At 32.4% G+C, this 24,446-nt stretch carries 21 protein-coding genes; 3 read left to right on the forward strand and 18 right to left on the reverse strand.

Features of this window, described 5'->3' with window-relative positions; all coding sequences use genetic code 11:
* Window positions 1–10 precede the first annotated feature (10 nt).
* From rpiB to C661_RS0101555, 9 genes are all read right to left on the reverse strand, one after another.
* Window positions 11–460 (reverse strand): ribose 5-phosphate isomerase B, encoded by a 450-nt coding sequence (rpiB, locus tag C661_RS0101510; RefSeq protein WP_017413521.1) that lies wholly within the window; start codon window positions 458–460, stop codon window positions 11–13.
* 218 nt (window positions 461–678) lie between these two features.
* Window positions 679–1,125, reverse strand: coding sequence for a low molecular weight protein arginine phosphatase (locus C661_RS0101515; protein ID WP_017413522.1), 447 nt, complete (start codon window positions 1,123–1,125; stop codon window positions 679–681).
* A gap of 76 nt (window positions 1,126–1,201) precedes the next feature.
* Window positions 1,202–2,251 (reverse strand): L-threonylcarbamoyladenylate synthase, encoded by a 1,050-nt coding sequence (locus C661_RS0101520; protein WP_017413523.1) that lies wholly within the window; start codon window positions 2,249–2,251, stop codon window positions 1,202–1,204.
* Window positions 2,252–2,434: 183 nt separating this feature from the next.
* Window positions 2,435–3,163 carry a ZIP family metal transporter gene (locus tag C661_RS0101525; RefSeq protein WP_017413524.1) on the reverse strand — a complete coding sequence of 243 codons (729 nt, stop codon included), beginning with the start codon at window positions 3,161–3,163 and terminating at the stop codon, window positions 2,435–2,437.
* Between the two features lie 163 nt (window positions 3,164–3,326).
* Window positions 3,327–3,899, reverse strand: a complete 573-nt coding sequence (locus tag C661_RS0101530) for a hypothetical protein (protein ID WP_017413525.1) — start codon at window positions 3,897–3,899, stop codon at window positions 3,327–3,329.
* Window positions 3,900–4,104: 205 nt separating this feature from the next.
* Window positions 4,105–5,187 carry a peptide chain release factor 1 gene (gene prfA / locus C661_RS0101535; RefSeq protein ID WP_017413526.1) on the reverse strand — a complete coding sequence of 361 codons (1,083 nt, stop codon included), beginning with the start codon at window positions 5,185–5,187 and terminating at the stop codon, window positions 4,105–4,107.
* Between the two features lie 107 nt (window positions 5,188–5,294).
* Window positions 5,295–6,146 (reverse strand): peptide chain release factor N(5)-glutamine methyltransferase, encoded by an 852-nt coding sequence (gene prmC / locus C661_RS0101540; RefSeq protein ID WP_017413527.1) that lies wholly within the window; start codon window positions 6,144–6,146, stop codon window positions 5,295–5,297.
* Window positions 6,147–6,246: 100 nt separating this feature from the next.
* Window positions 6,247–7,242 (reverse strand): DUF1385 domain-containing protein, encoded by a 996-nt coding sequence (locus C661_RS0101550; protein WP_017413529.1) that lies wholly within the window; start codon window positions 7,240–7,242, stop codon window positions 6,247–6,249.
* Window positions 7,243–7,357: 115 nt separating this feature from the next.
* Window positions 7,358–7,987, reverse strand: coding sequence for a thymidine kinase (locus C661_RS0101555; RefSeq protein ID WP_017413530.1), 630 nt, complete (start codon window positions 7,985–7,987; stop codon window positions 7,358–7,360).
* A 211-nt stretch (window positions 7,988–8,198) separates the two neighbouring features.
* Between C661_RS0101555 and rpmE the strand changes: the two genes are divergently transcribed.
* Both rpmE and C661_RS0101565 read left to right on the forward strand, forming a co-directional pair.
* Window positions 8,199–8,408: a 50S ribosomal protein L31 gene (rpmE, locus tag C661_RS0101560; protein WP_017413531.1), complete on the forward strand. Its 210-nt coding sequence runs from the start codon at window positions 8,199–8,201 to the stop codon at window positions 8,406–8,408.
* A 386-nt stretch (window positions 8,409–8,794) separates the two neighbouring features.
* Entirely contained in the window at window positions 8,795–8,992 is a 198-nt protein-coding gene (locus C661_RS0101565; protein WP_017413532.1) for an alpha/beta-type small acid-soluble spore protein, read from the forward strand.
* Between the two features lie 63 nt (window positions 8,993–9,055).
* Here the strand turns inward: C661_RS0101565 and C661_RS21035 are convergent, their stop codons facing one another.
* Both C661_RS21035 and C661_RS21040 read right to left on the reverse strand, forming a co-directional pair.
* Window positions 9,056–11,497: a heavy metal translocating P-type ATPase gene (locus C661_RS21035; RefSeq protein ID WP_083861598.1), complete on the reverse strand. Its 2,442-nt coding sequence runs from the start codon at window positions 11,495–11,497 to the stop codon at window positions 9,056–9,058.
* 143 nt (window positions 11,498–11,640) lie between these two features.
* The gene (locus C661_RS21040) at window positions 11,641–12,321 is read right to left on the reverse strand and encodes a hypothetical protein (RefSeq protein WP_017413535.1); all 681 of its coding nucleotides are present in this window, start codon (window positions 12,319–12,321) and stop codon (window positions 11,641–11,643) included.
* Window positions 12,322–12,778: 457 nt separating this feature from the next.
* Here C661_RS21040 and C661_RS0101580 point away from each other — a divergent pair, with 457 nt between their 5' ends.
* Window positions 12,779–14,617, forward strand: a complete 1,839-nt coding sequence (locus C661_RS0101580; RefSeq protein ID WP_017413536.1) for an urease accessory protein UreH domain-containing protein — start codon at window positions 12,779–12,781, stop codon at window positions 14,615–14,617.
* Between the two features lie 299 nt (window positions 14,618–14,916).
* On the opposite strand, the gene rho is transcribed toward C661_RS0101580, so the two are convergent.
* The 7 genes from rho to C661_RS0101615 form a co-directional block, all read right to left on the reverse strand.
* Window positions 14,917–16,395: a transcription termination factor Rho gene (gene rho / locus C661_RS0101585; RefSeq protein WP_439328867.1), complete on the reverse strand. Its 1,479-nt coding sequence runs from the start codon at window positions 16,393–16,395 to the stop codon at window positions 14,917–14,919.
* Between the two features lie 566 nt (window positions 16,396–16,961).
* Window positions 16,962–18,254, reverse strand: a complete 1,293-nt coding sequence (locus tag C661_RS0101590) for a sensor histidine kinase (RefSeq protein WP_192812637.1) — start codon at window positions 18,252–18,254, stop codon at window positions 16,962–16,964.
* Between the two features lie 80 nt (window positions 18,255–18,334).
* Window positions 18,335–19,027, reverse strand: coding sequence for a response regulator transcription factor (locus tag C661_RS0101595; protein ID WP_017413539.1), 693 nt, complete (start codon window positions 19,025–19,027; stop codon window positions 18,335–18,337).
* Between the two features lie 248 nt (window positions 19,028–19,275).
* Window positions 19,276–20,883 (reverse strand): CTP synthase, encoded by a 1,608-nt coding sequence (gene pyrG, locus C661_RS0101600; RefSeq protein WP_017413540.1) that lies wholly within the window; start codon window positions 20,881–20,883, stop codon window positions 19,276–19,278.
* A 444-nt stretch (window positions 20,884–21,327) separates the two neighbouring features.
* On the reverse strand, window positions 21,328–22,251 hold the full coding sequence (locus tag C661_RS0101605; protein WP_017413541.1) for a sigma-54 interaction domain-containing protein: 924 nt from the start codon (window positions 22,249–22,251) through the stop codon (window positions 21,328–21,330).
* 176 nt (window positions 22,252–22,427) lie between these two features.
* The gene (locus tag C661_RS0101610) at window positions 22,428–22,844 is read right to left on the reverse strand and encodes a YwiB family protein (protein ID WP_017413542.1); all 417 of its coding nucleotides are present in this window, start codon (window positions 22,842–22,844) and stop codon (window positions 22,428–22,430) included.
* A 160-nt stretch (window positions 22,845–23,004) separates the two neighbouring features.
* Entirely contained in the window at window positions 23,005–24,036 is a 1,032-nt protein-coding gene (locus C661_RS0101615) for a D-alanine--D-alanine ligase family protein (protein WP_017413543.1), read from the reverse strand.
* Window positions 24,037–24,446: the final 410 nt, after the last annotated feature.

Below are 24,446 nucleotides of genomic sequence, written 5' to 3' on the forward strand. Positions count from 1 at the left end.
CCCTAAAATTTTATTTGTTATATTTTTTCTCAATTTCACTAATTTTATCTACTCTTCTTGTATGACGATCTCCTTCAAATTTAGCATTTAAAAAGGCATCAACAATATCAAGGGCAAGTCCTGGCCCAACAATTCTTTCTCCAAGAGCTAGAATATTGGCATCATTATGCTCTCTTGTAGCATGAGCACTAAAAGTATCACTGCAAAGTGCAGCTCTAATTCCCGGAACCTTATTAGCTGCAATGCTAATTCCAATCCCTGTTCCACATACTAATATTCCAAAATCGTAGTTTTTAGCCACAACTTCTTCTGCAACCTTTTCTCCGAAATCTGGATAATCACAAGATTCCTCACTATATGCTCCAAAATCCTTAAATTGTATTCCCTTCTTTTCAAGGTGTTTTATTATTTCTTTTTTAAGTCTTAATCCACCATGATCGCTTCCTAATGCAATTTTCATATTCAGTACCTCCTTAAAATTAGGCATCTGAAAACAAATAACAAGTCAAAGATGTGAAGTATATTTTGAGTTAGACAAGGAAACAGGTTCCTTAGATAGTCGAGCTATCTAAGGGTTCTGCTGACGAAGTATAACACAAAATAGACGAGCATACTGACTTATTTATTTTTTGAAGATGCCTTATAGTATATGCAAAAAAAAAGATATCAGTATAAATACTAGTATCTCTTTTTTAATATCTCAATTAGAGATAAGATGTCCTGGGTAAGCATCTCAAAAGTTTGAGAATAAACATCTACATTGCCGCCAAAAGGGTCAACTATATCCCCGCTGTTGCCGACAAATCCTCTAAGACTATGAACTTTTCCATTAATTTCCGGAAAATTTTTAATAATTATATCTTTCATATAAGCTGTCATAGTTAAGACTAAATCAGCTTCAGTTAACATCTCTTTAGTTAACTGAACCGCTTGTCTATTCGAAAGATCTACACCATAATTATCCCTCAGAATTTTTACCGTATGCTTTGATGCCAGAGAAAATGGGACTATTGATAGCCCTGCTGAAGTTGCCTGCAAACTATCCACATTACAAAGTTTATTAAATATTGCTTCTGCCATATTACTTCTACATGTGTTTCCTGTACAAACAAATAATATCTTCATTACTTTTCTCCTTTCCTAAGTAAGCATTATAAAAGACTGAGCTTAGCTAAATTATTTATATAGATGTTTACTATGACTAAGCTTCTATAATATCAAAGCCTGCGCTCTTTTTCAGCCTATTCATTATAGCTGTTCCAAAATCCTGCTCATTAAAGCCTTCACAAAGAATTACATCAATGTTCATAGTATCAAAACTTCTAAGAACCTTAAATAAGTTTTTACCTATTTGTGAAAGATTTGCTCTGCTCCCTAAAGAAATTACTACATCATTATTATATCTTTCCTTAGTTTCATCTGTAGCTATAACTCCGACCTTCTTGCCATGTTCTATATAATTTAACACTATTTCATTGATTTTTGCAATAGTTTTTTCTATATCTCCATTTATTATTTTCACTGGAGCCTTTGGCGCATAATGTCTATACTTCATTCCTGGTGCCTTTGGCTTAAAGTCTTCCTGTGGTTTGGTTAAAACCGATGGATCAATATAAACATTTTCATCTAATTCCCTAAGCATTTCAACAGTAATTGCCCCAGGCCTTAATATGCAAATAGGATTCACTGTACAATCAACAATAGTTGATTCCAGTCCAACTTCACTATTTTCTCCACCTAAGATATAATCAACCTTACCGTTTAAATCCTCAATGCAGCTCTCCACATCAGTCGGGCTAGGTCTTCCCGATATATTGGCCGATGGAGCCGCTATGGGCGCTCCTGCAGCTCGTATTAACTCTATTGCAATATCATTAGCTGGCATTCTTATTCCCACAGTAGAAAGCTTTGCACTAGTCATCATTGGAACCAGCTCACTTTTCTCAAGAATAAGAGTTATAGGTCCTGGCCAATACCTCTTAATTATTTCCTTTGCAACAGTAGGTACTGTTTTAACATAAGGACTTATATTAAAATCACCTACGTGAATAATTAGGGGATTATCTTGAGGTCTTCCCTTTGCAACAAAGATTTTTTTAACAGCTTCTTCATCTAGGGCATTAGCTCCTAAGCCATAAACCGTTTCTGTAGGAAAAACCACAACCCCACCTTTTTTAATCACTTGGGCTGCTTCTTCTATAATATTCTTGTCTAGTTTTTGTTCATTTAAAATCGCAACTTTTGTTTCCATACTTAACACCTCAATATTATGTTCACTGTTTGAACCTTATAGGCTTTAGGATAACCCTACTCTATTAATCTTAAAAACTTCAGGAAACCAAGGTGATTTAACTAATAAGCGCGTTAACTTTGGTTCCCTATAAAATTTAATTAATTACTTCACTTATAAGTAATTATCTGCATTGTTCTTGTCTTATATAACATTTATCATAATAAATCCAAAAATAATACCTGCTAATATAGTAACTGCATTTCTATAATCACTGCAAAGTTCATTACTTTCAGGTATCATTTGTCCAAATACTACATATAGCATTACGCCACTAGCAAAAGCTATACAATAACCTAAAAAGGCATGAGATATAGCACCAATTAATATTCCTATCCAAGCTCCAATAGCTGTAGGAAGAGCTACTAAAAAGGCATACCATAGAATCCTAAATCCTCCAACTCCTGATGCAATAAGAGGAGCTGCAATTGCTATTCCTTCTGGCATATCGTGGATTGAAATTAACAAGCTCATTTTTATTCCTAAATTAGCTTCCTTTACAAATCCAAATCCCATAATAATTCCTTCTGGAAAGTTGTGTAACATAAGTCCTAGAGCCATTAAAAAAGCAACTTTTTTATGACTATTATTGGCCCACTTTTTGTCCTTACTCAAATAATCTGTAAATCCTATTACTATTATTCCAATTAATATAGCAATAAAAGTAGCTAAAAAATTCGTCTTCTCGATTGCCTCAGGTATAAGTTCTAAAAAAATTATAGAAATCATAATACCAGAAGCAACACCTAAAATGCTTCCAAGAAGCTTTCTAGTGGGTTTCTTAATGGTTACTCCTATAAGGGCACCAAGCAATGTACCAATCAATGATACTATAGCTGAAAAAAGCCCTATAGTTAAAATAGTATTATTCATATTATTCCCCCCATAAATATAAAATTGCCCGTCTTAACTCCAAGATAAATTTTAATATATTATCTAAAAAGCCTTAAGAAAACTAAGTCACTTGTTTATATTCTCTACCCTCTAACTTTAGTTCCCTATACTAACAATTTATTTTCATATCTATGGGTTTATTCTAATTTCTAGTTTCTTTAATTCTCTCTACCGCACTTTCGGTAAAAACTGCAGTAGCACAGTACTTATACAAGAAATTTAACAGAAGATATTTCTTCATTCCACCCTTTCTTACAAAGAAGAAGTAATAGGGTCCCTCCTCTGGCATTTTAACCTTGTTATATACTTTTTCTACTTCAGGGTATTTATCTAAAACCTTAAAATCTAAATGCCCCAATCTTTTATTTCTAAACCTGGATTTTGTTACAATCATTAAATCAAAGTTCTTCTCATTATTTAGAATGTGAACTATAGCTACCTTTTCCGTGGAAATATGGTACCTAATTTTTCTCGCACTAGTAATTATAGTTAGCTTAGTACCACTAACTTTATAAACTAAATATTCTTCATTATGCCTAATTAACATTGAAAAGATGATTAACCCTTCAATAAGAATTAAGTAGAATATAAAAAACATATTAAAGTTTCCGCTTACCTGCAACACAATGGGCAAAAGTACAAAAATAAAGCCCATTGACAGCATAAACCTTTTATAAGATTTTTTTTGCTTTCGTAGGACTTTATCTATATCCATAAAACACCTTCCAAATTATATTAGTAAATTTTATCCTGTCGCTTTTGCTATAAGGATTCAGAGTTAAAGCTTAATTTATATATAACTCCTACCTTGATCCCTTAAGGCTTTTTGTGAAGCACAAAGTACATTTTCACCTTAAAAGCCTATAGCTATTCAATTGTCTAATTATATATATCGTACTGAAACTTAACTAATGAACCTTTTATAGTTCATTATTATTTCCCATAGCCTTCATTTTCTCAGCTTGATCTGTAGTAATTAAGGCATTTAACATTTCATCAATATCTCCATCTAAGAAAGCATCTAACTTGTATATAGTAACTCCTATTCTATGGTCTGTTACTCTTCCTTGAGGATAGTTATAAGTTCTTATTCTCTCACTTCTATCTCCTGTACCAACTTGACTCTTTCTATCTTCTGCAATGCCCGCAAGTCTTTCAGCTTCCGCTGCTTCAAAAAGTCTTGCCTTTAAAATTTTCATAGCCTTTTCTTTGTTCTTAAGCTGTGATTTCTCATCCTGACAAGAAACTACTAAACCCGTTGGTAAGTGAGTTAATCTAACAGCTGAGTCAGTAGTGTTAACGCATTGTCCACCGTTTCCTGAAGCTCTAAATACATCAGTTCTTATATCATTTGCGTTAATTTCAAGTTCCACATCATCTACCTCTGGAAGCACTGCAACAGTAGCAGTGGATGTATGAATTCTTCCACTAGATTCAGTATCTGGAACTCTTTGAACTCTATGAACTCCACTTTCATACTTTAGTTTACTGTAAGCTCTATCTCCTTTAACCATGAATACAACTTCTTTGAATCCACCGATGTCTGTTTCATTTGCGCTCATAACTTCAACTCTCCACCTATTACGCTCAGCATATCTAGTGTACATTCTAAATAGGTTTGCAGCAAACAGAGCAGCTTCGTCTCCACCTGCGCCTCCTCTTATTTCTATGAACACGTTCTTATCATCATTAGGATCTTTAGGAAGTAAAAGTATTCTTAGTTCTTCCTTGCAAGTTTCACAGGTTTCAGTTAAAGCTTTAATTTCTTCTTGAATCATCTCTCTCATATCTCTATCTGATTCTTCATTTAACATTTCCTTATTTGCTTGAAGGTCTGTCTCTGCTGCCTTATACTCTCTATACTTCATTACTATAACTTCAAGGTCCGCATGCTCCTTACATAATTTTTGCCACTCTTTTTGGTTAGCCATTACTGTAGGATCACTTATCTTATTGGACAATTCATCATATTTATTCTCTAAAAAATGTAATCTATCTAACATAACTTATCACTCCGTACTTAAATTTATATAAAGTTGCCATTATACTTTTTCACATCATATCATTATACCACAAAAATTTGCTTTTTCAATTTTAATAATTAATTTTTTTATGGTAAATTCCCTACAACTACCCTGTAATTTCCTGATAAATCTTTTAAGGAGTAAACATTGATAAATCCCTCACTTCTTAAAATCTCTTCAACCTCTTGATTTTGATCATGTCCAATTTCAAAAGCTAAATATCCACCAGCTTCTAGTACCTGTATACTTTGAGAGGTAATAGTTCTATAGAAATCTAGCCCATCCTCTCCTCCCCAAAGGGCAATATAAGGTTCAAAGTCCCTTACATCTTTCATTAGAGTAGGGATTACTGAGGTTCTAATATAAGGTGGATTTGAAACAATCATGTTAAAGGCAGCTTTTTCATCAATAGCTCTACTAAGCAAATCACTCTTATAAACTTTAGCTATATCACCAACCATTAACTTATTTATATTGTTAGCTGTAACTTCTAAGGCTACTTCACTAATATCATATAAATAAACTTCCAAAGCTTTAGTATAGTGAGCTATAGAAATTCCAATGGCTCCACTGCCACAACATAAATCACAAACTTTGGTAAACCTATTTTTATTAATAATACTTATTGCTTCCTCAACTAAAACTTCCGTATCTGGTCTAGGAATTAAAACTCCTTCTTTAACTATAAATTCAAGGCCCATAAACTCACTTACACCTAGAATATATTTAATGGGCATTTTACTCTTTCTAAGTTTTAGAAGGTTTAAATATTCCTCTACCTTTTCTGATTCAATATCTAAATCTCTATTCATCATTATAAACAATTTTTCAACATTTAAAACTTTACATAGTAATAATTGAGCATCTATCATATAGCTTTCAATATTTTCTTCTTTAAGTAGCTCATATCCTTTAGTTAATAACTCACTTATTTTCATCTGCTTTTTCCTCTTTTCCTTTACCTACATTTAAGAAAAATAAATTTACAATACTTATACTCATTGAAGAAAACAAAGTTTTCCTTCTCAAAACTCACTGCTATAAAGTTGCCCCTTTATTATTTTCCCTCTCAGACTCCCACGTCTCATGCTCTAAAGCCTCATTACTCCCTTGATAAAGAGTCACATCTTCTAGCCCCTCTGCTGCTTTTAATGATGCTATAGCTACTTCAAGCATTGATAAATCTGGTTCCTTTGTAGTTATCCCTTGTAGCTTTAGCCCTGGTGCTGCAATAAATCTAGCTAAAGAATTATTACTTTTTCCTAACCATCTGATAACTTCATAAGTAACTCCAGAAACTATAGGCAAAAGTGAAATTCTCCATAATATTCTTTGCCCAACAGATTGCCAACCTGTAAAGGAAAATATAACAATACTAATAACCATAACTAAAAACAAAAAGTTTGTTCCACACCTTGGATGAAATCTACTAAATTTCTTAGCATTTTCAGGAGTTAATTCCTGTCCAGCCTCATAGCAAAAAATCGTCTTATGTTCTGCTCCATGATACTGATAAACTCTTTTTATATCTTCCATTTTACCTACTAGATAAATGTACAATAAAAATACCGCAACTCTTATTATTCCTTCAATTACGTTCAATATGAAAGGATTTTTCGTCACATTATTTTTGATAAAACTAGTAAGCACTGTAGGTAGTATAAAGAACAATAGCATAGCTAATGCAAGAGATACTACCAAGGAAATTCCCATTATAATATCATTACTTTTTTCTTTAAAAGTATTTTTAAACCAACTATCAAATTTTGATGATTCTTCCTCTTCTTCTTCAAAGAAGGATGCGGAAAATTCCAAACTCCTCATTCCAATAATCAAGGACTCAATTAAAGAAACAAAACCTCTTATTATTGGCAAAGAAAAAATTTTATTCTTTTTTGAAAAACTTTCATAGTTTTGTTTTTTTATTTCTATGGTTCCGTTGGATAACCTTACTGCTGTGGCTAACCCCTTTGTTCCTCTCATCATTACCCCTTCAATAACCGCTTGCCCTCCAACTGAAGTTTTTTTACCCATGTTATCACCTGCCTATTCTCTTATATAAATTATTATGAATTCTATTTGTATCTTCTTAAGTTAGCTAATGCTACTAGCATAAAGCTTCTTATTAAAAAAGTTCTTAAGTGCTTTATTACCCTAAAGCCACTTCTAGCTCCCCTTTGCTATTTCCTTTTTCATACTGCTCTTTAAATGAAAAGAAACATTTTGGGCATAAAGCTTCATATTCTACATTATCTTTTTTATCTATGGCAATTTGCTCTCCTTCAAAAACAAATTTACCATTTATTAGCCTTCCATTTAATAAAGCTTTTTTACCACATTTACAAATTGTTTTAAGCTCTTCTAAACTGTGAGCTAATAAAAGCAATCTTGCACTACCTTCAAACCCATTCATTTGAAAATCTGTTCTAAGTCCATAGCATATCGTGGGAATATCTAACTTCACAGCAATTTGAAATAACTCATCAATTTGATGACTCTTAAAAAACTGTACTTCATCTCCTAATATGCAGTGCACAGTTCCATGTTCTTTTATATATTCATGTACCTCTTTAAACACATCAGCCTCACCATCTAAAAGCAAGTCAACTTCCCTTGTAACTCCCAGCCTTGAAACTACTTTATTTCCACCCTTAGTATCTGTCTTAGGTTTTATAATTAAAACTTTCATTCCTCTTTCTTCATAGTTATGCGCCACTTGCAAAAGATTAGTTGACTTTCCACAGTTCATTGCACCATATCTAAAATATAATTTACTCATGTTAATCCTCCATAGTGTCAAGATATAATATATATCTATTTTATAAGAAATCTTTAGGTTTATCAAACTAATATTATTAAAGTTCAATTTTATTTTAGCTATAGATTTTTTAAAAATCAGTAAGGTTTATATTGACCTGTTTAATACCTTATGCTATAATTTAGAAGTTGACAATACGGGTATATATGTAATTTCGAAAGAGGTGAAAGATATGCAAGAAGGATTACATCCAAATTATAGCCATGAGACAGTAGTTAAATGTGCATGTGGAAATACTTTTACAACTGGTTCCGTTAAAGGAGAATTAAAAGTTGATATTTGTTCAAAATGTCATCCATTCTTCACTGGCAAGCAAAAAATGGTTGATGCTGGCGGAAGAGTTGATAAGTTCATGAAGAAATTCAACATTACAAACGAGTAATAGTATATACTTTATGAGGAGAAGGAAACTTCTCCTTTTTTGTGTTTAAAATAATTTATATGAAGCAAAATATTAATTGAAAAATGCCATAAATGTTTTAGCTAAACAAACCAACCTCTGTTGAAAGCCCTGTTATTATTGAATTTTACTAATGCAGCAACATATAAAAATAAGTTAATCCATTCATTAGTTATCCCAAAAGGCTTCTAATTCCAAGGTAGGTAATATATGGTTTAGTTTCCTCTAATTTAATAGATTAATTAATAGTTATTAGCACACAATAATAACACTTAATCGATATCAACTAAACAAGTGTTACTAACACTGTGATATCAGTTAATTAATTTAATAAACTTTAGGTTTATATTAAAAGGGAGGAATTTAACATGGCAAACAACAATAATAACAGAGCATTAGTACCAGAAGCTAAAGAAGGTTTAAACAGATTCAAAATGGAAGCTGCTAAAGAAGTAGGAGTTAACTTAAAAGAAGGTTACAATGGCGACTTAACTTCAAGAGAAGCAGGATCAGTAGGCGGACAAATGGTTAAAAGAATGGTAGAATCTTACGAGAGAAACCTATAATTATAACCAAAAATCAATAAGAAAGAGTTACAGGAGAAATTCTCCTGTAACTCTTTCTTTATATTATGCTAAAGGTTTAAAGGTTTTTAACCTCAATGCATTTAATAATACTGACACTGAGCTAAAACTCATAGCAAGAGCCGCAATCATTGGATTTAAAAGTGGTCCTCCAAAGGCATATAATATTCCCATAGCCACTGGTATTCCTAAAGTATTATATCCAAAAGCCCAAAATAGATTTTGTTTAATGTTTGAAATTGTTTTTTTACTTAATTGAATAGCTGTTGGTACATCCATTAAATCACTTCTCATTAATACTATATCTGCCGACTCCATAGCAACATCCGTACCAGATCCAATAGCAATTCCAATATCTGCTTGAGCAAGAGCTGGAGCATCATTAATTCCATCTCCAACCATAGCTACCTTCTTACCCTGACCTTGAAGTTTTTTAACTTCATTTGCCTTATCCTGTGGTAACACTTCAGAGATTGCTACATCTATTCCTACTTGTTTTGCAATAGCATCAGCTGTTCTCTTATTATCTCCCGTAAGCATAGCAACTTCAATGCCCATGGAATGTAGTTTTTCAATAGCCTTTTTACTACTTTCCTTCACCGTATCTGCCACTGCAACAATTCCTTTAAGCTCCTTGTCAATAGCTACGTACATTGGTGTTTTACCCTCTGTAGCTAATCTGTTCGACTCTTCTTCTAAAACTTCAATAGAAATCTCACTTTCCACCATTAACTTTTTATTACCAAGTAAAATCTTCTTGCCATCAATGGTAACTTCGATCCCTTTACCAGCGATAGCTTTAAAATCAGTAGTTTTCTTAAAGTCCATGCCACTCTCTTCTGCATGTTTAACTATAGCTTCACCAAGAGGGTGCTCTGAACCCTTCTCTGCACTAGCAGTAATCTGAAGCAATTCTTCCTTTGATATATTATTTACAATTATATCTGTTACTTTTGGTTTTCCTTCAGTTATAGTGCCAGTTTTATCAAATACAACAGTTTTAATTTTATGAGCAGTTTCCAAGGCTTCTCCACTCTTAATTAAAACTCCATACTCTGCTCCCTTTCCTGTTCCTACCATTATAGCTGTAGGAGTTGCAAGACCAAGAGCACAAGGACAAGCAATTACTAATACAGAAATAAAGATTGTTAATACAAACACTGCAGTTTCTCCAACAATTAACCAAGCCAAGGCCGAAAGAATAGCAATAGTAATAACTGTAGGTACAAAGTATCCTGAAATTATATCTGCTAGCTTTGCAATTGGAGCCTTTGATCCTTGAGCATCTTCTACTAATTTTATTATTTGTGCAAGAGCAGTATCCTTGCCAACCTTAGTAGCTTTATACCTTATAGAACCATTTTTGTTAATGCTAGCTCCAATAACCTTTGATCCAACAGTCTTTTCAACAGGTATACTTTCCCCTGTAAGCATAGATTCATCAATAGAAGTACTTCCCTCTACTACCTCACCATCTACAGGCAACTTCTCACCAGGCTTTACAAGAATTACATCTCCAACTTCTACATCATCTATAGAAATAACAGTTTCTTTTCCTTCTTTAATTATAGTAGCAGTCTTTGGTGCAAGGCCCATAAGCTTTTTTATAGCCTCAGAGGTTTTACCCTTAGTTACTGACTCTAAATATTTACCTAGAGTAATTAAAGTTAAAATAGTAGCTCCTGACTCAAAGTATAACTCATAAGCATAATCAACATTGCCATTTAAAATTTGATATATAGCAAATAATCCAAATAAAAAGGCAGCCCAAGTTCCGATAGAAATTAAAGAATCCATATTAGGGCTTCTCATTATTAAGGATTTGAATCCCACTATAAAAAACTTCCATCCCGCTATCATTACAGGTATAACTAAAATTAATTGAGAAATTGCAAAATTAATAGGATTTCTCATTGGATCAAAAAACTCTGGTAACATATACCCTAACATATGTGCCATAGATATATAAAGAAGAGGTAGTGTAAACACTGCAGAAATTAAAAATCTATTCCATAAGTTTTTAATTTCCCTTTCCTTATTCTCCTTATCTTTATCTACTGATGTCTCTTCCTCACTAGCCTTATATCCAGCCTTTACAATAGCAGCTTTAATATCTGAAACTCTAAGTTTCGAAGGTTCATAAGCTACAGTTAGCTTCTCTGTTGCAAGATTTACATTCCCTTCAACTACTCCATCTAACTTTCTTACAGCTGATTCCACAGCCTTTGCACAAGAGGCTCAAGTCATCCCCCCAACTTTAATGGTTGCTGTAGTAGTTTCTACCACTGCCTTATACCCCGCCTTACCTATAGCTGAAGCAATTACCTCTAAATTTGTTTTATCTTCCTCAAAGGTTACTGTAAGCTTTTCTGTTGCTAGATTTACACTTGCTTCATTAACCCCTTCTACTTTTTTAGAGGCACGCTCTACAGCTTTTGCACAGGCTGCACAAGTCATGCCCTGTATTTTCAACACTTTAGTTGTCAAATTAAACTCTCCTTTCAATGAACAACTACCGCTTCAAACCTTTAGTTTAATGGGTAACCTTTCGCTGTCCATTACTTAATTTTTAAACATTACTACCTATTGTTAAATACCTTAACTTCTATTATATATAAAATCTTTTATCCTTATAACTTAAACTCTTTTGTTAAAGTGTTACTATCCTTATTATATTTCCATCCCTCTTTGGAAATTTTACCAACATCAAGCCCCGCCTGGATTAAAGGTTCTGCTTTTATTGTAAAAATAATATCTGAAGGATTTTGTCCTAGCTCTTCTGTCCAATGAACCTTATAGCCATCTCCTAAATTCAACACATAATTTTTTGCAGCTGAATCATAACTCACTGGGACCTGATCAAATTTTAATAATCTTTTAAAGGCATCCTCTGCGCCGTTAGAATTTTGTTTTTTATCACTTAAATCATAGGGTCTCACTAATAAATTAGGAGTTTCCATGCCACCTTCACTAGCTGCTGGTTTAAATACAAGCTCTTTAGCATCAATTTTATTCACATCTACTCCTGCTTTTGTGAAAGTGTCTGCCGGAATAACCATAGCAAAGTCTATTTCATTTGCTGCAGTATCTTTGGTCCATTCAAACTTTTCTCCAGAAGAAAGCTTAAGTCCCCAATGAGATAGTTCCGCATGAAAGCCTACATCTTTTTTATTTTCTTTAATTATGTTTACATAGGCTTCTGATGCTTTAGCCTTAGTTTCATCTACACTACCTTTGTTACCACAACCAGTTATAGTAACACCAATTCCTAAAATAATCGTACTTATTATAAGTGCTTTGTTTTTTAACATATCAATATCCTCCCTTTATTTCCCTACCCCCTTGGGGGGTATCTTTAAAAATAGATTATCATTTATTTGTGAATTTTTTATGGAAGAAGCAATGTAATAAAAATATTTTTCTCCTTACTTATATAAGTTGCAGTATTATTGCTAAATTATTCATTACCTTAAAGAATTTTTTATAACGAAGAATTGAAATATAAAATTATACCTTCTTAAAGTTTCCTATTTCATTTTGCATACATAAAATCTACACAAGTCTTCTATATAATTTATTTAAATAAAGATAAATTTATTTGGACTTATAGGAATCCAAATTTAAGACTTAGCTTATACACGGAACCCACTGGGGTTCCTCTAAGACCTTTTGAGGATGAATAAGCTAATTTTTGACTAAGGAGCCCTATAGTGCCATAAAAATAACTGATTAGTTATTTTTACTTCATTAATTTAAGGGGGGAGAATTTTGTCAATAAAAACTATAAATATTAAGGTAGGAAATATGGTCTGTACTTCCTGCGAAGCCTTAATCACAGATGGAATCAAAGAATTATCAGGAGTTTTAGAAGTTAAAGCCAGCTACAGGAAGTCTTCTGTATTTGTTAAGTTTGATGATTCAATGTGTTCTTATGCTAAAATATGTTCTGCCATTGAAAAGGCTGGTTATTCTATTGAAACTGAATTAACAAAAGATATTAAATCAAAAGATAAATCTTCAGAATACCTATCAATCATCGGGGTTATTTTAATTGCTTTTATAATCATAAGGCTTAGTCAAAACTCAGGAGCTTTTGATATGAGTTCTAAATTAGGTGAAAACACAACTTACTTCATGTTATTTGTTGTAGGGCTACTCACCTCACTCCATTGCGTAGGAATGTGTGGAGGTATAATGATGTCTCAAAGCATAACCACCATTGCTAAGAGTAAAGCTGCCGCTCTGAAACCTTCTTTATTATATAACTTAGGTAGAGTTGTTTCCTACACTATTTTAGGTGGTATAGTTGGAGCTTTAGGCTCTGTATTTTCTCTAACTCTAACTACTCAAGCCTCTATTGCAATAATAGCTGGTATCTTTATGGTTATTATGGGCTTTAATATGGCTGGTTTTTCTACCTTCAGGGGGCTTACACTTAAACTACCTTGGTCAAGGTGCAATAATAAAAAGAATAGTTCTACTCCTTTTGTAGTAGGCTTACTTAACGGTTTCATGCCCTGTGGTCCCCTTCAAACCATGCAACTTTATGCTCTAGCAACTGGAAGTGCTGTTAAAGGTGCACTATCTATGTTTATATTTGCTGTAGGAACTGTTCCTCTAATGCTTGGTTTTGGATTAATGGCCAACTTAATGAATGGAAATAACACAAAAAAATTAATGAAGCTTAGCGGAATAATAGTAGTTGTGCTTGGAATTATTATGTCTAATCGTGGGCTTACACTTTTAGGAATAAACCTTTCACCTATGGCTCTTCTAAGTTCAAAAACTACTTCAGCTAATGTGCAAATTACAGAGGAAAATAAGGCTAAGTTATCTAACGGAGTTCAAGAAATCCGAATAACTGCTGATGCTAGAGGCTACAATCCTAGTGTAGTATTTGTTCAAAAGGGAGTTCCAACAAAACTTATAGTTGAAGGAAAAACCATAACCTCTTGTAACAATGAAATTGTAATTCCATCCATGAATAAAAGACAAAAACTATCTAAAGGAGAAACTGTTATTGAGTTTACTCCAGGTAATGAAGATATAAATTATAGCTGTTGGATGGGGATGTTAAGAGGTTTAATAAAAGTTGTTGATAATTTAGACAATATAAGTCAGTCTGATATATCTGAGGCTCAAAACTCCGCACCCGCTTCTGGTGCTGGTGGTTGCTGTGGTGGTGTTGGCGATGCAGCAGCAGTTGAAGAGCCTACTATTTACGGTGAAAAAATTTCTCAAGTCCCAACAGAAAGGCTTATTAAAAAAGCTAACATCACAGGAAACACTCAAAACTTAACTATTACAGGTTCTGGAATAGATTTTGAACCACTAATAGTAGTTTTAAACAAAGGCATTAACGCAAAGCTCAATTTTGATTTAAGCAAAATGTCTGCTCCTGATGGTGAATATATTATTTTAGATATTAGCTATAATAAAGTGGATTCCTTCACAATAACTAACTCTAAAGGACAATTTGAAAAACTATATGAAAACCCTGGAACCTACTTAGTTTTAAATAAGGATCAAACTGTACTTTCTTTCGAAATAGTTGATGATATAAATACTGTGGACTTAGATAAACTTAGAAGTGAATATATCTACTAACCTTATATTTATTTATCAAAGACTTTCAGGATGAAAATTCATCTTATTCCTCTTCAAGGGTCTTAAGGGAAACAAGGTAAGAGGAATGTATAAACTAAATCTTGATTTTGTTTCCCTCTATAACTATGAAAAAACACTGTGAGCGAAAATCATCACAGTGTTTTTTATTTCAATTATAGATTTTATATATTGACTTAAAGATGAACCCTTATTTGTTTTTTCACAAAAGCTTAAAGGAACTAAAGTAGTTCCTTATGCAAGTTAAAAACAACTTTAGTTCCCTATAAAATTTAATTACTTTATTTAAGTAGTTCCGGGCTCTTACTTAGAATCTCAAAGAACTCCTTATTAGTTCTAGTTTTTGACAGTACATTTAATAACTTTTCTGTTACTGCAGCGGTATTACCTTCATTATACATAAGTTTTCTTATGTTATAAGTAACCTCTAACTCTGTCTTGTTAAGTAACAAATCTTCTCTACGAGTTCCAGATTTATAGATATCTATAGCTGGGAATATTCTTCTTTCTTGAAGAATTCTATCAAGATGTACCTCCATATTACCAGTACCTTTAAACTCCTCAAATATCATATCATCCATTCTACTTCCTGTTTCTACTAATGCAGTAGCAAGAATTGTTAAACTTCCACCCTCTTCTACGTTTCTAGCTGCCCCAAAAAACTTTTTAGGCATAAGTAAGGCACCAGTATCCAATCCTCCTGATAAAGTTCTTCCAGTTCTAGTAATGGTTAAGTTATAAGCCCTTGCAAGTCTTGTTATACTATCTAGTAATATAACTACATCTTGGCCTTGCTCTACACATCTTTTAGCTCTTTCTAAAACCATGTAGGCAACTTTAGCATGATGTTCTGGCTCTTCATCAAAAGTAGAATAAATAACATCTCCATCTATGGACCTTTGCATATCAGTAACTTCTTCTGGTCTTTCATCGATTAAAAGCACAATTAACTTAACCTCTGGATTATTCTTAGTTATGCTTTGTGCAATTTTCTTTAAAATACTAGTTTTACCTGCTTTAGGTGGTGCTACAATAACACCTCTTTGTCCCTTTCCAATAGGAGAAATAATATCCATAAGCCTTGAAGATAAGTCTTCAGGACTAGTTTCAAGCTTTATCTTATCCTCTGGATATATAGGAGTTAATTTTTCAAAGGGTACTCTTCTTATGGCCTTCTCAGGATTTTCTCCATTAACCTTTTCCACATATAAAAGAGCTTTATACTTCTCTCCCTCTTTAGGAATTCTAACCTTACCTTGAACCTCATCCCCAACCTTCAAATTAAATCTTCTAATTTGGGATAAAGAAACATAAATATCATCATCACCACTTAAATAATTATTGCTTCTTAAAAGTCCAAAATTGTTATTATCACTAATTTCTAGAACTCCTTTTCCAGAGTTTGACTCATTAATTAGTACCTTTAACTTTTCTCTTCTCTCCTCAAAGCTTTCTTCTTTTTCTTCTGGATTACCAGCGTCATCAAATTCTTCTTCTTGATTAACTATATCATCATTTTTCTGATTATCACTAGAACCATTACTAAAATTCTCTTCTTTATAATCCTTGTCCTTATTCTCCTCCTCAACTTCTTTAGAGCTGATTTTAGGACTAATTTTCTCTCTTAAAATTACCCCAGACTTTTCAATAGCTGCTGGAGAAATTCTTCTTATTTCTTCAATAAGCTCTGCTTTCTTAAACTTAGCAATATTTTTTATACCAAGATTCTTAGCAATCTCTTTTAGTTCACTAAGATTCATACTATCTAACTCTTTATTAGTCAAGTATATTACACCTCCGAATATCTCAAACACCACATAAAACTAATTATTTACTTATAGACTTTTGGGAATTTATTTAAAATTGTATTTACAATTGGGAACTATTTAAAATGTGCATAAATAAATTATTACCATAATTTATTATATTAACCACTAATAATTATTTAAAATGAAGAATTCACAAAAGAAAGTTAAAAAAACTAGAAGAAATTCTTAATTATTTTATATATACAAATATACACCAAATGAAAATAAAAAACTAGTAAGTTTTAATATTATTGTACTATCTTTCAATAATATATGGAATGCAATAAAGAGATTATATTAACCATAATCCTACTTTTGCATTCTCTTTCAAATAAGTTGTCTTTAATTTATTGAGTAATATAGAAATACTGTTGCAACTTATCTAGTAAAGCTTATCTAGCTAGAAGCTTCTATAGTCAATGATTAATTTATTCATCTTTGACTATAGAAGCCTTAAGGAAACCAATGTAATTTCTATGTGCAAGTTTAGTCTTGAGTTTATTTCCCTATATATGCATCTACTTAGGTAAGCTAATAGTAAACTCAGACCCTTCATTTATTATGCTTTTTACTTCAACGTTTCCATGATGTGCTTCAACTATAGATTTAGTTATGGCAAGCCCAATTCCAGAGCCTCCAGTAGCTCTAGTTCTTGACTCATCAACCCTATAAAATCTTTCAAAAATAAAGGGCAAATGTTCTTTATCAATTCCTATCCCTGTATCTTTTATTTTTATAATTATCTTATCTTTTTCTTCACCAATACTTACATAAATATGCCCTCCTTGAAGAGTGTATTTTTCTCCGTTAGATAGAATATTAATTACAGCTTGGCTAAGCTTATCCCTATCTCCTTGAAGAAAAACATCTTTACTTTCATAATGAAGAGTTATATCTTTATCGAGAAATTTCTTTTCAAAATTGCTCAATATATTAGAAATTAAATTCCCTATATTAATATTACTTTTGTTAAGAACCACTTGTTCTTCATCGGTTTTAGCTAGGTTTTCTAGATCTCCTACTAGCCTGTATAATCTAGACACTTCTTCATTACAGCTTTGTAATCTTTCTTCCGTGGGTTCCCAAATACCATCTATCATACCTTCTAAATTTCCCTGCAGAGTAGTAAGTGGGGTTCTTAACTCGTGAGATATATCCTTTGTAAGAACCTTGCGAAGGTGTTCTTGCTTTCTTAAGGAGGAGGATAAATTATTTACCGCTTCCACAAGAGTATTCATTTCTGCAATGTTAGAATCATTACTTATCATATTGTAGTTTCCCTTTGAAATCATTGAGGTAGAAGTAACTACCTTAGAAATCATATTGCTCAACTTTGTAGAAATAAGCAGCCCAATAGCTATAGATAATATTAAGGCAAAAACAGCTACAAAAACCATGGCATTTCTCAAGCTATTTAAATATACTAAGTCATTATCCCTATAGTAAAAGGGCCCATAGTAACTTATATTCACTATGCCCTGCTTCTCATTATTTATAATAAGTTCAAAAGTTTTTGTGACATATTTTATGGGTGCATTAGAGTTTTTTCTAGTATTATTACTTACATTTTGCAATATATTTTGGCACATACCATGGTTAAACTCCATGGCGTCCCATACTACCTCATTATTATTGTCTACAACTTCAAGTATAAGCCCATTGTTCATAGCATCTATTCCTATATTCTCCATAGCATACAAGTTCCAACCATCACTCTTATATTGTTTCTCTATAGATTGAACAATACCTTTAGTCTTATCCTCTATATTCTTTTGAATTAACTTCTTATAATTACTTTCTAATAAATTCATGGAGAGTACTCCAACTAAAATAATGCTTATTAAAGATACTATTACATTGGAGATTATTAATTTGCTTCTTAGCCTCATAACTATACTTCACCACCAAATTTATATCCAAATCCATGGACAGTCAAAATGTATATAGGCTTTCTAGTGTTATCTTCTACTTTTTGCCTTAAATTTTTAATATGAGAATCAATAGTTCTATCAAAGCCTTCAAAATCATCTCCTAGCACATAGCTAATTAAATCCTCTCTACTAAATACTCTTTTAGGATTCTTAGCAAGAAGTGTCAACAACTTAAACTCTGTGGCAGTCAAACTTATTTGGTTGTCACCCTTTCTTACTTCTAAGTTGTTTAAATCTATAAAGAGTTCATTATTATAAGACAAAATATTCTCAGTTGAAAACTTGCTTTCATACCTTCTTATAAGTGCATTTACTCTGGCTACCAGTTGCTTAGGACTAAAGGGCTTAGTAACATAATCATCACTGCCAATACTTAACCCATTAATAATACTTCCTTCATCCACTTTGGCAGTGAGCATGATGATTGGGATATCTGATTTTTTTCTAATAAGTTTACAAATCTCTTCTCCAGTGATATCTGGCAGCATTAAATCTAGTATTGCTAAAGAAAACTCTTCCTCTGAAAAAACCTTCATTGCTTCCTTACCATTAGTAGCAGTAATAACCTCATAGCCTTCACGCTGTAAATAAGCCTTAACTATTTCTAAAATTTTAACTTCATCTTCTACAGCTAAAATTTTTATCTTCCTCATAAATCATCACTTCTTCCTTTCCTAAATTAATAAATGGAATCATAACTTATCACATTGCTTAATAATTGACAGTATAACTTAAATAACCCTAATATTATCATAAGTTTATGGATATTATATGTAAACTACTAGTTCTATGAAAATCTAATTATCTAGTTATGTAATAAAATAAATTATCAAAACAAAAAACCTAAGGTTAAAGAATAGGAAAGATAATTCTCTCTTCTTTAACCTTAGGTTTTTAAGCTTTATTTATTCTTATTTTCTAAAGAAGCTTTTACAAATTCACTAAATAGTGGATGAGGATTATTAGGTCTAGATTTTAATTCTGGGTGAAATTGTGTTGCTACAAACCAAGGATGTTCTTTAAGTTCAACTATTTCAACTAATTTCTTGTCTGGGCTAGTTCCACTTAAAACTAAGCCTGCCTTTGTTAACTGATCTCTATACTCATTATTAAACTCGTATCTATGTCTATGCCTTTCATAAATCACTTCTTCACCGTAAGCTTCAAAAGCCTTAGTTCCTTTATCTAATCTACAAGCATATAACCCAAGCCTCATGGTGCCTCCCTTTTCATCAACCTCCTTTTGATCTGGCATTAAATCAATTACTGGATGAGTAGTGTCTGGTATAAGTTCTGCACTATTAGCATCTTCATAATTTAAAACATTTCTAGCATACTCAATCACTGCGCACTGCATGCCAAGGCATATACCAAGGAAAGGAATATTTCTTTCTCTGGAATATCTCACCGCTTCAATCTTTCCTTCTACACCTCTATCGCCAAATCCACCTGGTACTAATATTCCATCTACCTCTCCTAGAAGCTGCTCTACATTTTCTCTGGTTACTTCCTCTGCATTAATCCATTTAATTTGAACATTAGAATTACAGCCAAGCCCCCCATGACTTAGGGCCTCAACAACTGATATGTACGCATCATGGAGTTCTACATACTTACCAACCAGAGCAATAGTAACATTATTTTTCAGGTTTTTAAGCTTCTCCACCATTTCTATCCATGAGGAATTATCTATAGAGCTACAATTTAAGCTTAGCTTTTCGCAAACCAAAGCATCCAAACCTTCTTCATGTAACATCAATGGAACTTCATAAAGGTTTTCTGCATCTAAATTTTGAATTACTGCTCTTCCATCTATATTACAAAACAACCCAATTTTATTTCTTAAGTCCATTGGAATTTCTTTTTCACTTCTACAAACAATGATGTCAGGTTGAATACCTATGCTTCTTAATTCCTTAACCGAATGTTGAGTAGGCTTAGTTTTTAACTCTCCTGCCTTACCGAGGAAAGGAACCAAAGTTACATGAATAAAGCAAACATTTTCCCTACCTACTTCATATTTTATTTGTCTTATAGCTTCTAAAAATGGAAGAGATTCAATATCTCCTACAGTTCCCCCAATTTCTGTGATAACCACATCTACGTGTTTTTCCTTAGCTACCCTATACACTCTATCTTTAAGTTCATTTGTTATATGTGGAATTACCTGAACAGTACCCCCTAAGTAATCTCCTCTTCTCTCCTTAGAGATTACTGACCAATATACTTTACCTGTGGTTACATTACTGTTTTTACTCAAATTTTCATCCACAAACCTTTCATAGTGACCAAGATCTAAATCTGTTTCTGCTCCATCATCAGTGACAAAAACCTCTCCATGTTGATAAGGACTCATAGTACCTGGATCTATATTTAGGTAGGGATCAAACTTTTGAATTGAAACCTTTAATCCTCTATTCTTAAGTAACCTCCCTAAAGATGCTGCTGTAATACCTTTTCCTAAAGACGAAACAACCCCACCAGTGACAAATACATATTTAGTACTCAAAACAAACTCCTCCTTAATACTTTAAATTTTTTTATAAAACCTATTGACTTACTTCTATTTACCTACTATAATAGAAATTACCCTATAAAGTAAAATGGTATATTTATATTTAAAAACAAGTACTATAGTATCATATATTTTATTTTTATGCTACTATTTTTTGTTTTTATTTTTTTGTATTTTAAAGGAGCTACAAATATTGCAGCTCCTTTTCTATGAATTTTAACTTGAGTATTGAACAACTTCATTTTATTTTAAGGTTCTAAGAGACTCTTTCTTTTATTTCTTCTCAAAAACTCTACACAACCATCCTTCTAAAACATAATTAAATTTTTATGTATAAGTTGCAATATTATTTCTACATTACTCCATAAATTACAAGTAACTTATATGAAAGCGAATGTAAAAATAGGTTTATTGGTAGTGTAGCTTCTTTATAGCACTCTATATATTATACTTTTTCATTTTATACTGAAGAGTTTGTCTTGGTATATCTAAAAACTTTGCAGCCTTTGAAATATTATAATCAGCTAATATAACAGCTTCTTTAATATACTTTCTTTCATAGTATTCTAACTTATCTTTTAAGGACCAGTCTGCAAATGCTTTAACTTTTTCTCGCAAATATAAATCCTTCAGTTCTATAACCCCTTGGTTTCTTATATTAAAGGCACCCTCTATGATGTGCTCTAACTCTCTAATGTTTCCCTCATAATCATGTTTCACCAACCCCTTTAAGGCCTCTGGTGAAATCCCTGTAATAGCCTTGTTAAATCTCTCATTAAATTTATCAACAAAGCAATTAACCAATAAGGGGATATCTTCCTTTCTATCATTAAGATTAGGAAGGTTAATTCTTATTACGTTGAGCCTATAATACAAATCCTTTCGTAGCTTACCTTGTTCCACAAGTTCCTCTGGGTTCTCATTTAAAGATGCAATAATTCTCACATCTACCTTTTTACTAGTAGTGTCTCCCACCCTTCTAACTTCCCCATCCTGGAGCACCCTAAGCAGCTTGCCTTGAAAGTTAATAGGCATTGAATTAAGTTCATCCAAATATAGGGTACCTCGGTGAGCCAGTTCAAATAAGCCTACTTGGGATTCAGCACCAGTAAAACTCCCCTTTGATGTTCCAAAAAATATACTCTCCAAAAGATTTTCTGGAATAGCTGCGCAATTTTGCGGAATGAAATTCCTATTCTTTCTCACAGATGCCTCATGTATAGCTTGAACTATAAGTTCCTTCCCTGTTCCCGTGTCCCCATATATAAGCACTGATGAGCCAGTGTTTGAAGCCTTCTCCCCTAATTCCTTAACCTTTCTTATACTTTCACTTTCCCCAACAATATCCTTAAAGGTATACATAAAATTCCCCCAAAATTTAAAAATATTGACCTTTCTAAACTTCTAAACCTAGAATAAAATTGCCTAATAATTTGCCCCTATACTTTTAAAATATAGGGGCTTGTTATAAAGTTAAAAATTAGTAATATATCTCCCAAAACTACTTCCAAAGCAGCTCCACAAGATGAACTTGTTCACTATTTAACTTCTATATTTGCTATAAGTTTTGTGTTAATACTATGTTGTCCATCAATAAAAATATCATATTCAAGGTCTACATTTCCTCCCAGGTCATCAACTTGAATTTTTATATTTCTTGTTTTAACCTGTAATGCTAATCCACCCTGAGGTGTACTGTATAGAATTGAGGTACTATGCCCTCTTTTAAACTCCATCACAGTATTAATTTCCCCTTCACGGATTAAATAAAAAAAATCTTTACCAATCTTAAAAGTAGTGGTTGTATTACCCATTCCTGAAAGTTCCGTTTCCTTATAAATTGCAACGAAAACATCTTCTTCTTTATAATAATCACCTAAACTTACTACTTCAATTTTTTCATCTTCTTCACTATTTTGAATACTTACCACTTTTATAATTGCATTGTTTTTCATATATTCTCCTTTAATCTACTGGTCATAAATTATGTTATTAACTACAGTATAATTTTATCATAACTTTTAATATTATATAAGTTACAACCTGTGCTTTATATAATAAAATTTATACAGCCAACCAGAAAATTAAACTCAACTTCCCGTTTGGCTGTATAAATTACTTATTATTTCTTTCAATAGCTAGTTCAATTAATTCATCGATTAAAGTTGGATAAGCAAGTCCTGTAGCTTCCCACATCTTAGGATACATACTAATACTTGTAAACCCTGGAATTGTATTAACTTCATTTAAGTAAACCTCTTCTGTTTCCTTATCAACTAAGAAATCTACTCTTGCCATTCCTGAACAATCTAATTTCTTATAAATTTTAACTGCTAAATCTCTTATTATATTTAGCTTTTCTTCCGATAAAGCTGCAGGAATCAAAAGTTTAGAAGCCGCATTCTGATATTTTGCTTCGTAGTCATAAAATTCCTTAGCAGGAATGATTTCTCCTGGAATTGATGCTTTAGGATCATCATTTCCTAATACTGAAACTTCTATTTCTCTAGCATTTAGTCCCTCTTCTACTAAGACCTTCCTGTCATGCTCTAATGCTAATTCTAATCCTTTAGCAAGTTCCTCTTCATTATGAGCCTTAGTAATTCCCACAGAAGAACCACTATTAGCTGGCTTAACAAAGCATGGATAGCCAAGGTTTTCTTCTATTTTCTTAAGGAAGAAATTTTTATCCCTTCCATAATCAAAGGAAGTCACTACCACGTAGCTTGCTTGCTTAATGTTCCCATGTTCTAATAAGTATTTAGTATATATCTTATCCATACACACTGCAGAACTCATCACAGACGGACCTACACATGGTATATTCATAAGCTTACATAACCCTTGAATTGTGCCATCCTCTCCATACATACCATGAAGTACTGGAAATACTACCTCCACCTTTTTATCTACAAGTATCTCTAAACCATTAGGAATTTTATTAGCGCAATCGTCCTCCCACTTACCATCAGCAATGTTTTTATATTCTCCCTTATAAAGAAACCACTTACCCTGCTTTGTGATTCCTATAGGATAAATATTATATTTCTCATGATTTATATGGCTTAAAACGGATGTAGCTGACACTCTAGAAACCTCATGCTCTGTAGATTGTCCTCCAAATAATATAGCTACACTTTTTTTCATAGTTATCTCTCCTAACAATAATTTATATTAACAAGTTATTCAACATACCGTGTCAAGGTGAAACAAAGTAGTTTTACTACAAAATTATTCTATGCCTATATTCGCATTTCTTCAACCTGAAAAGTAAACTTTTTAACATTTATTTTAAAGTTTTAATTTTACGAAAATTAAAGTCAGCAAAAACTATTATTTGCTGACTTTAATTGAGATAAAGATAAGGGAAAGGAGATTATCTTTGGGGGGAGGTTCCCTTACCTTTATCTATAATCATAATCACAAAGAATATTTCTCTGAGATTTGATTAACAATTTATATACAATATTAAAGATTATTTCGAATTACTCAACTAAACTTTTTAATATTTCCCCTATTTTAAACTTGATTATTACGTTGTTATCCTCTGTATTATC

Source organism: Clostridium tunisiense TJ (assembly GCF_000300195.1).
GTDB lineage: Bacteria > Bacillota > Clostridia > Clostridiales > Clostridiaceae > Clostridium_J > Clostridium_J tunisiense.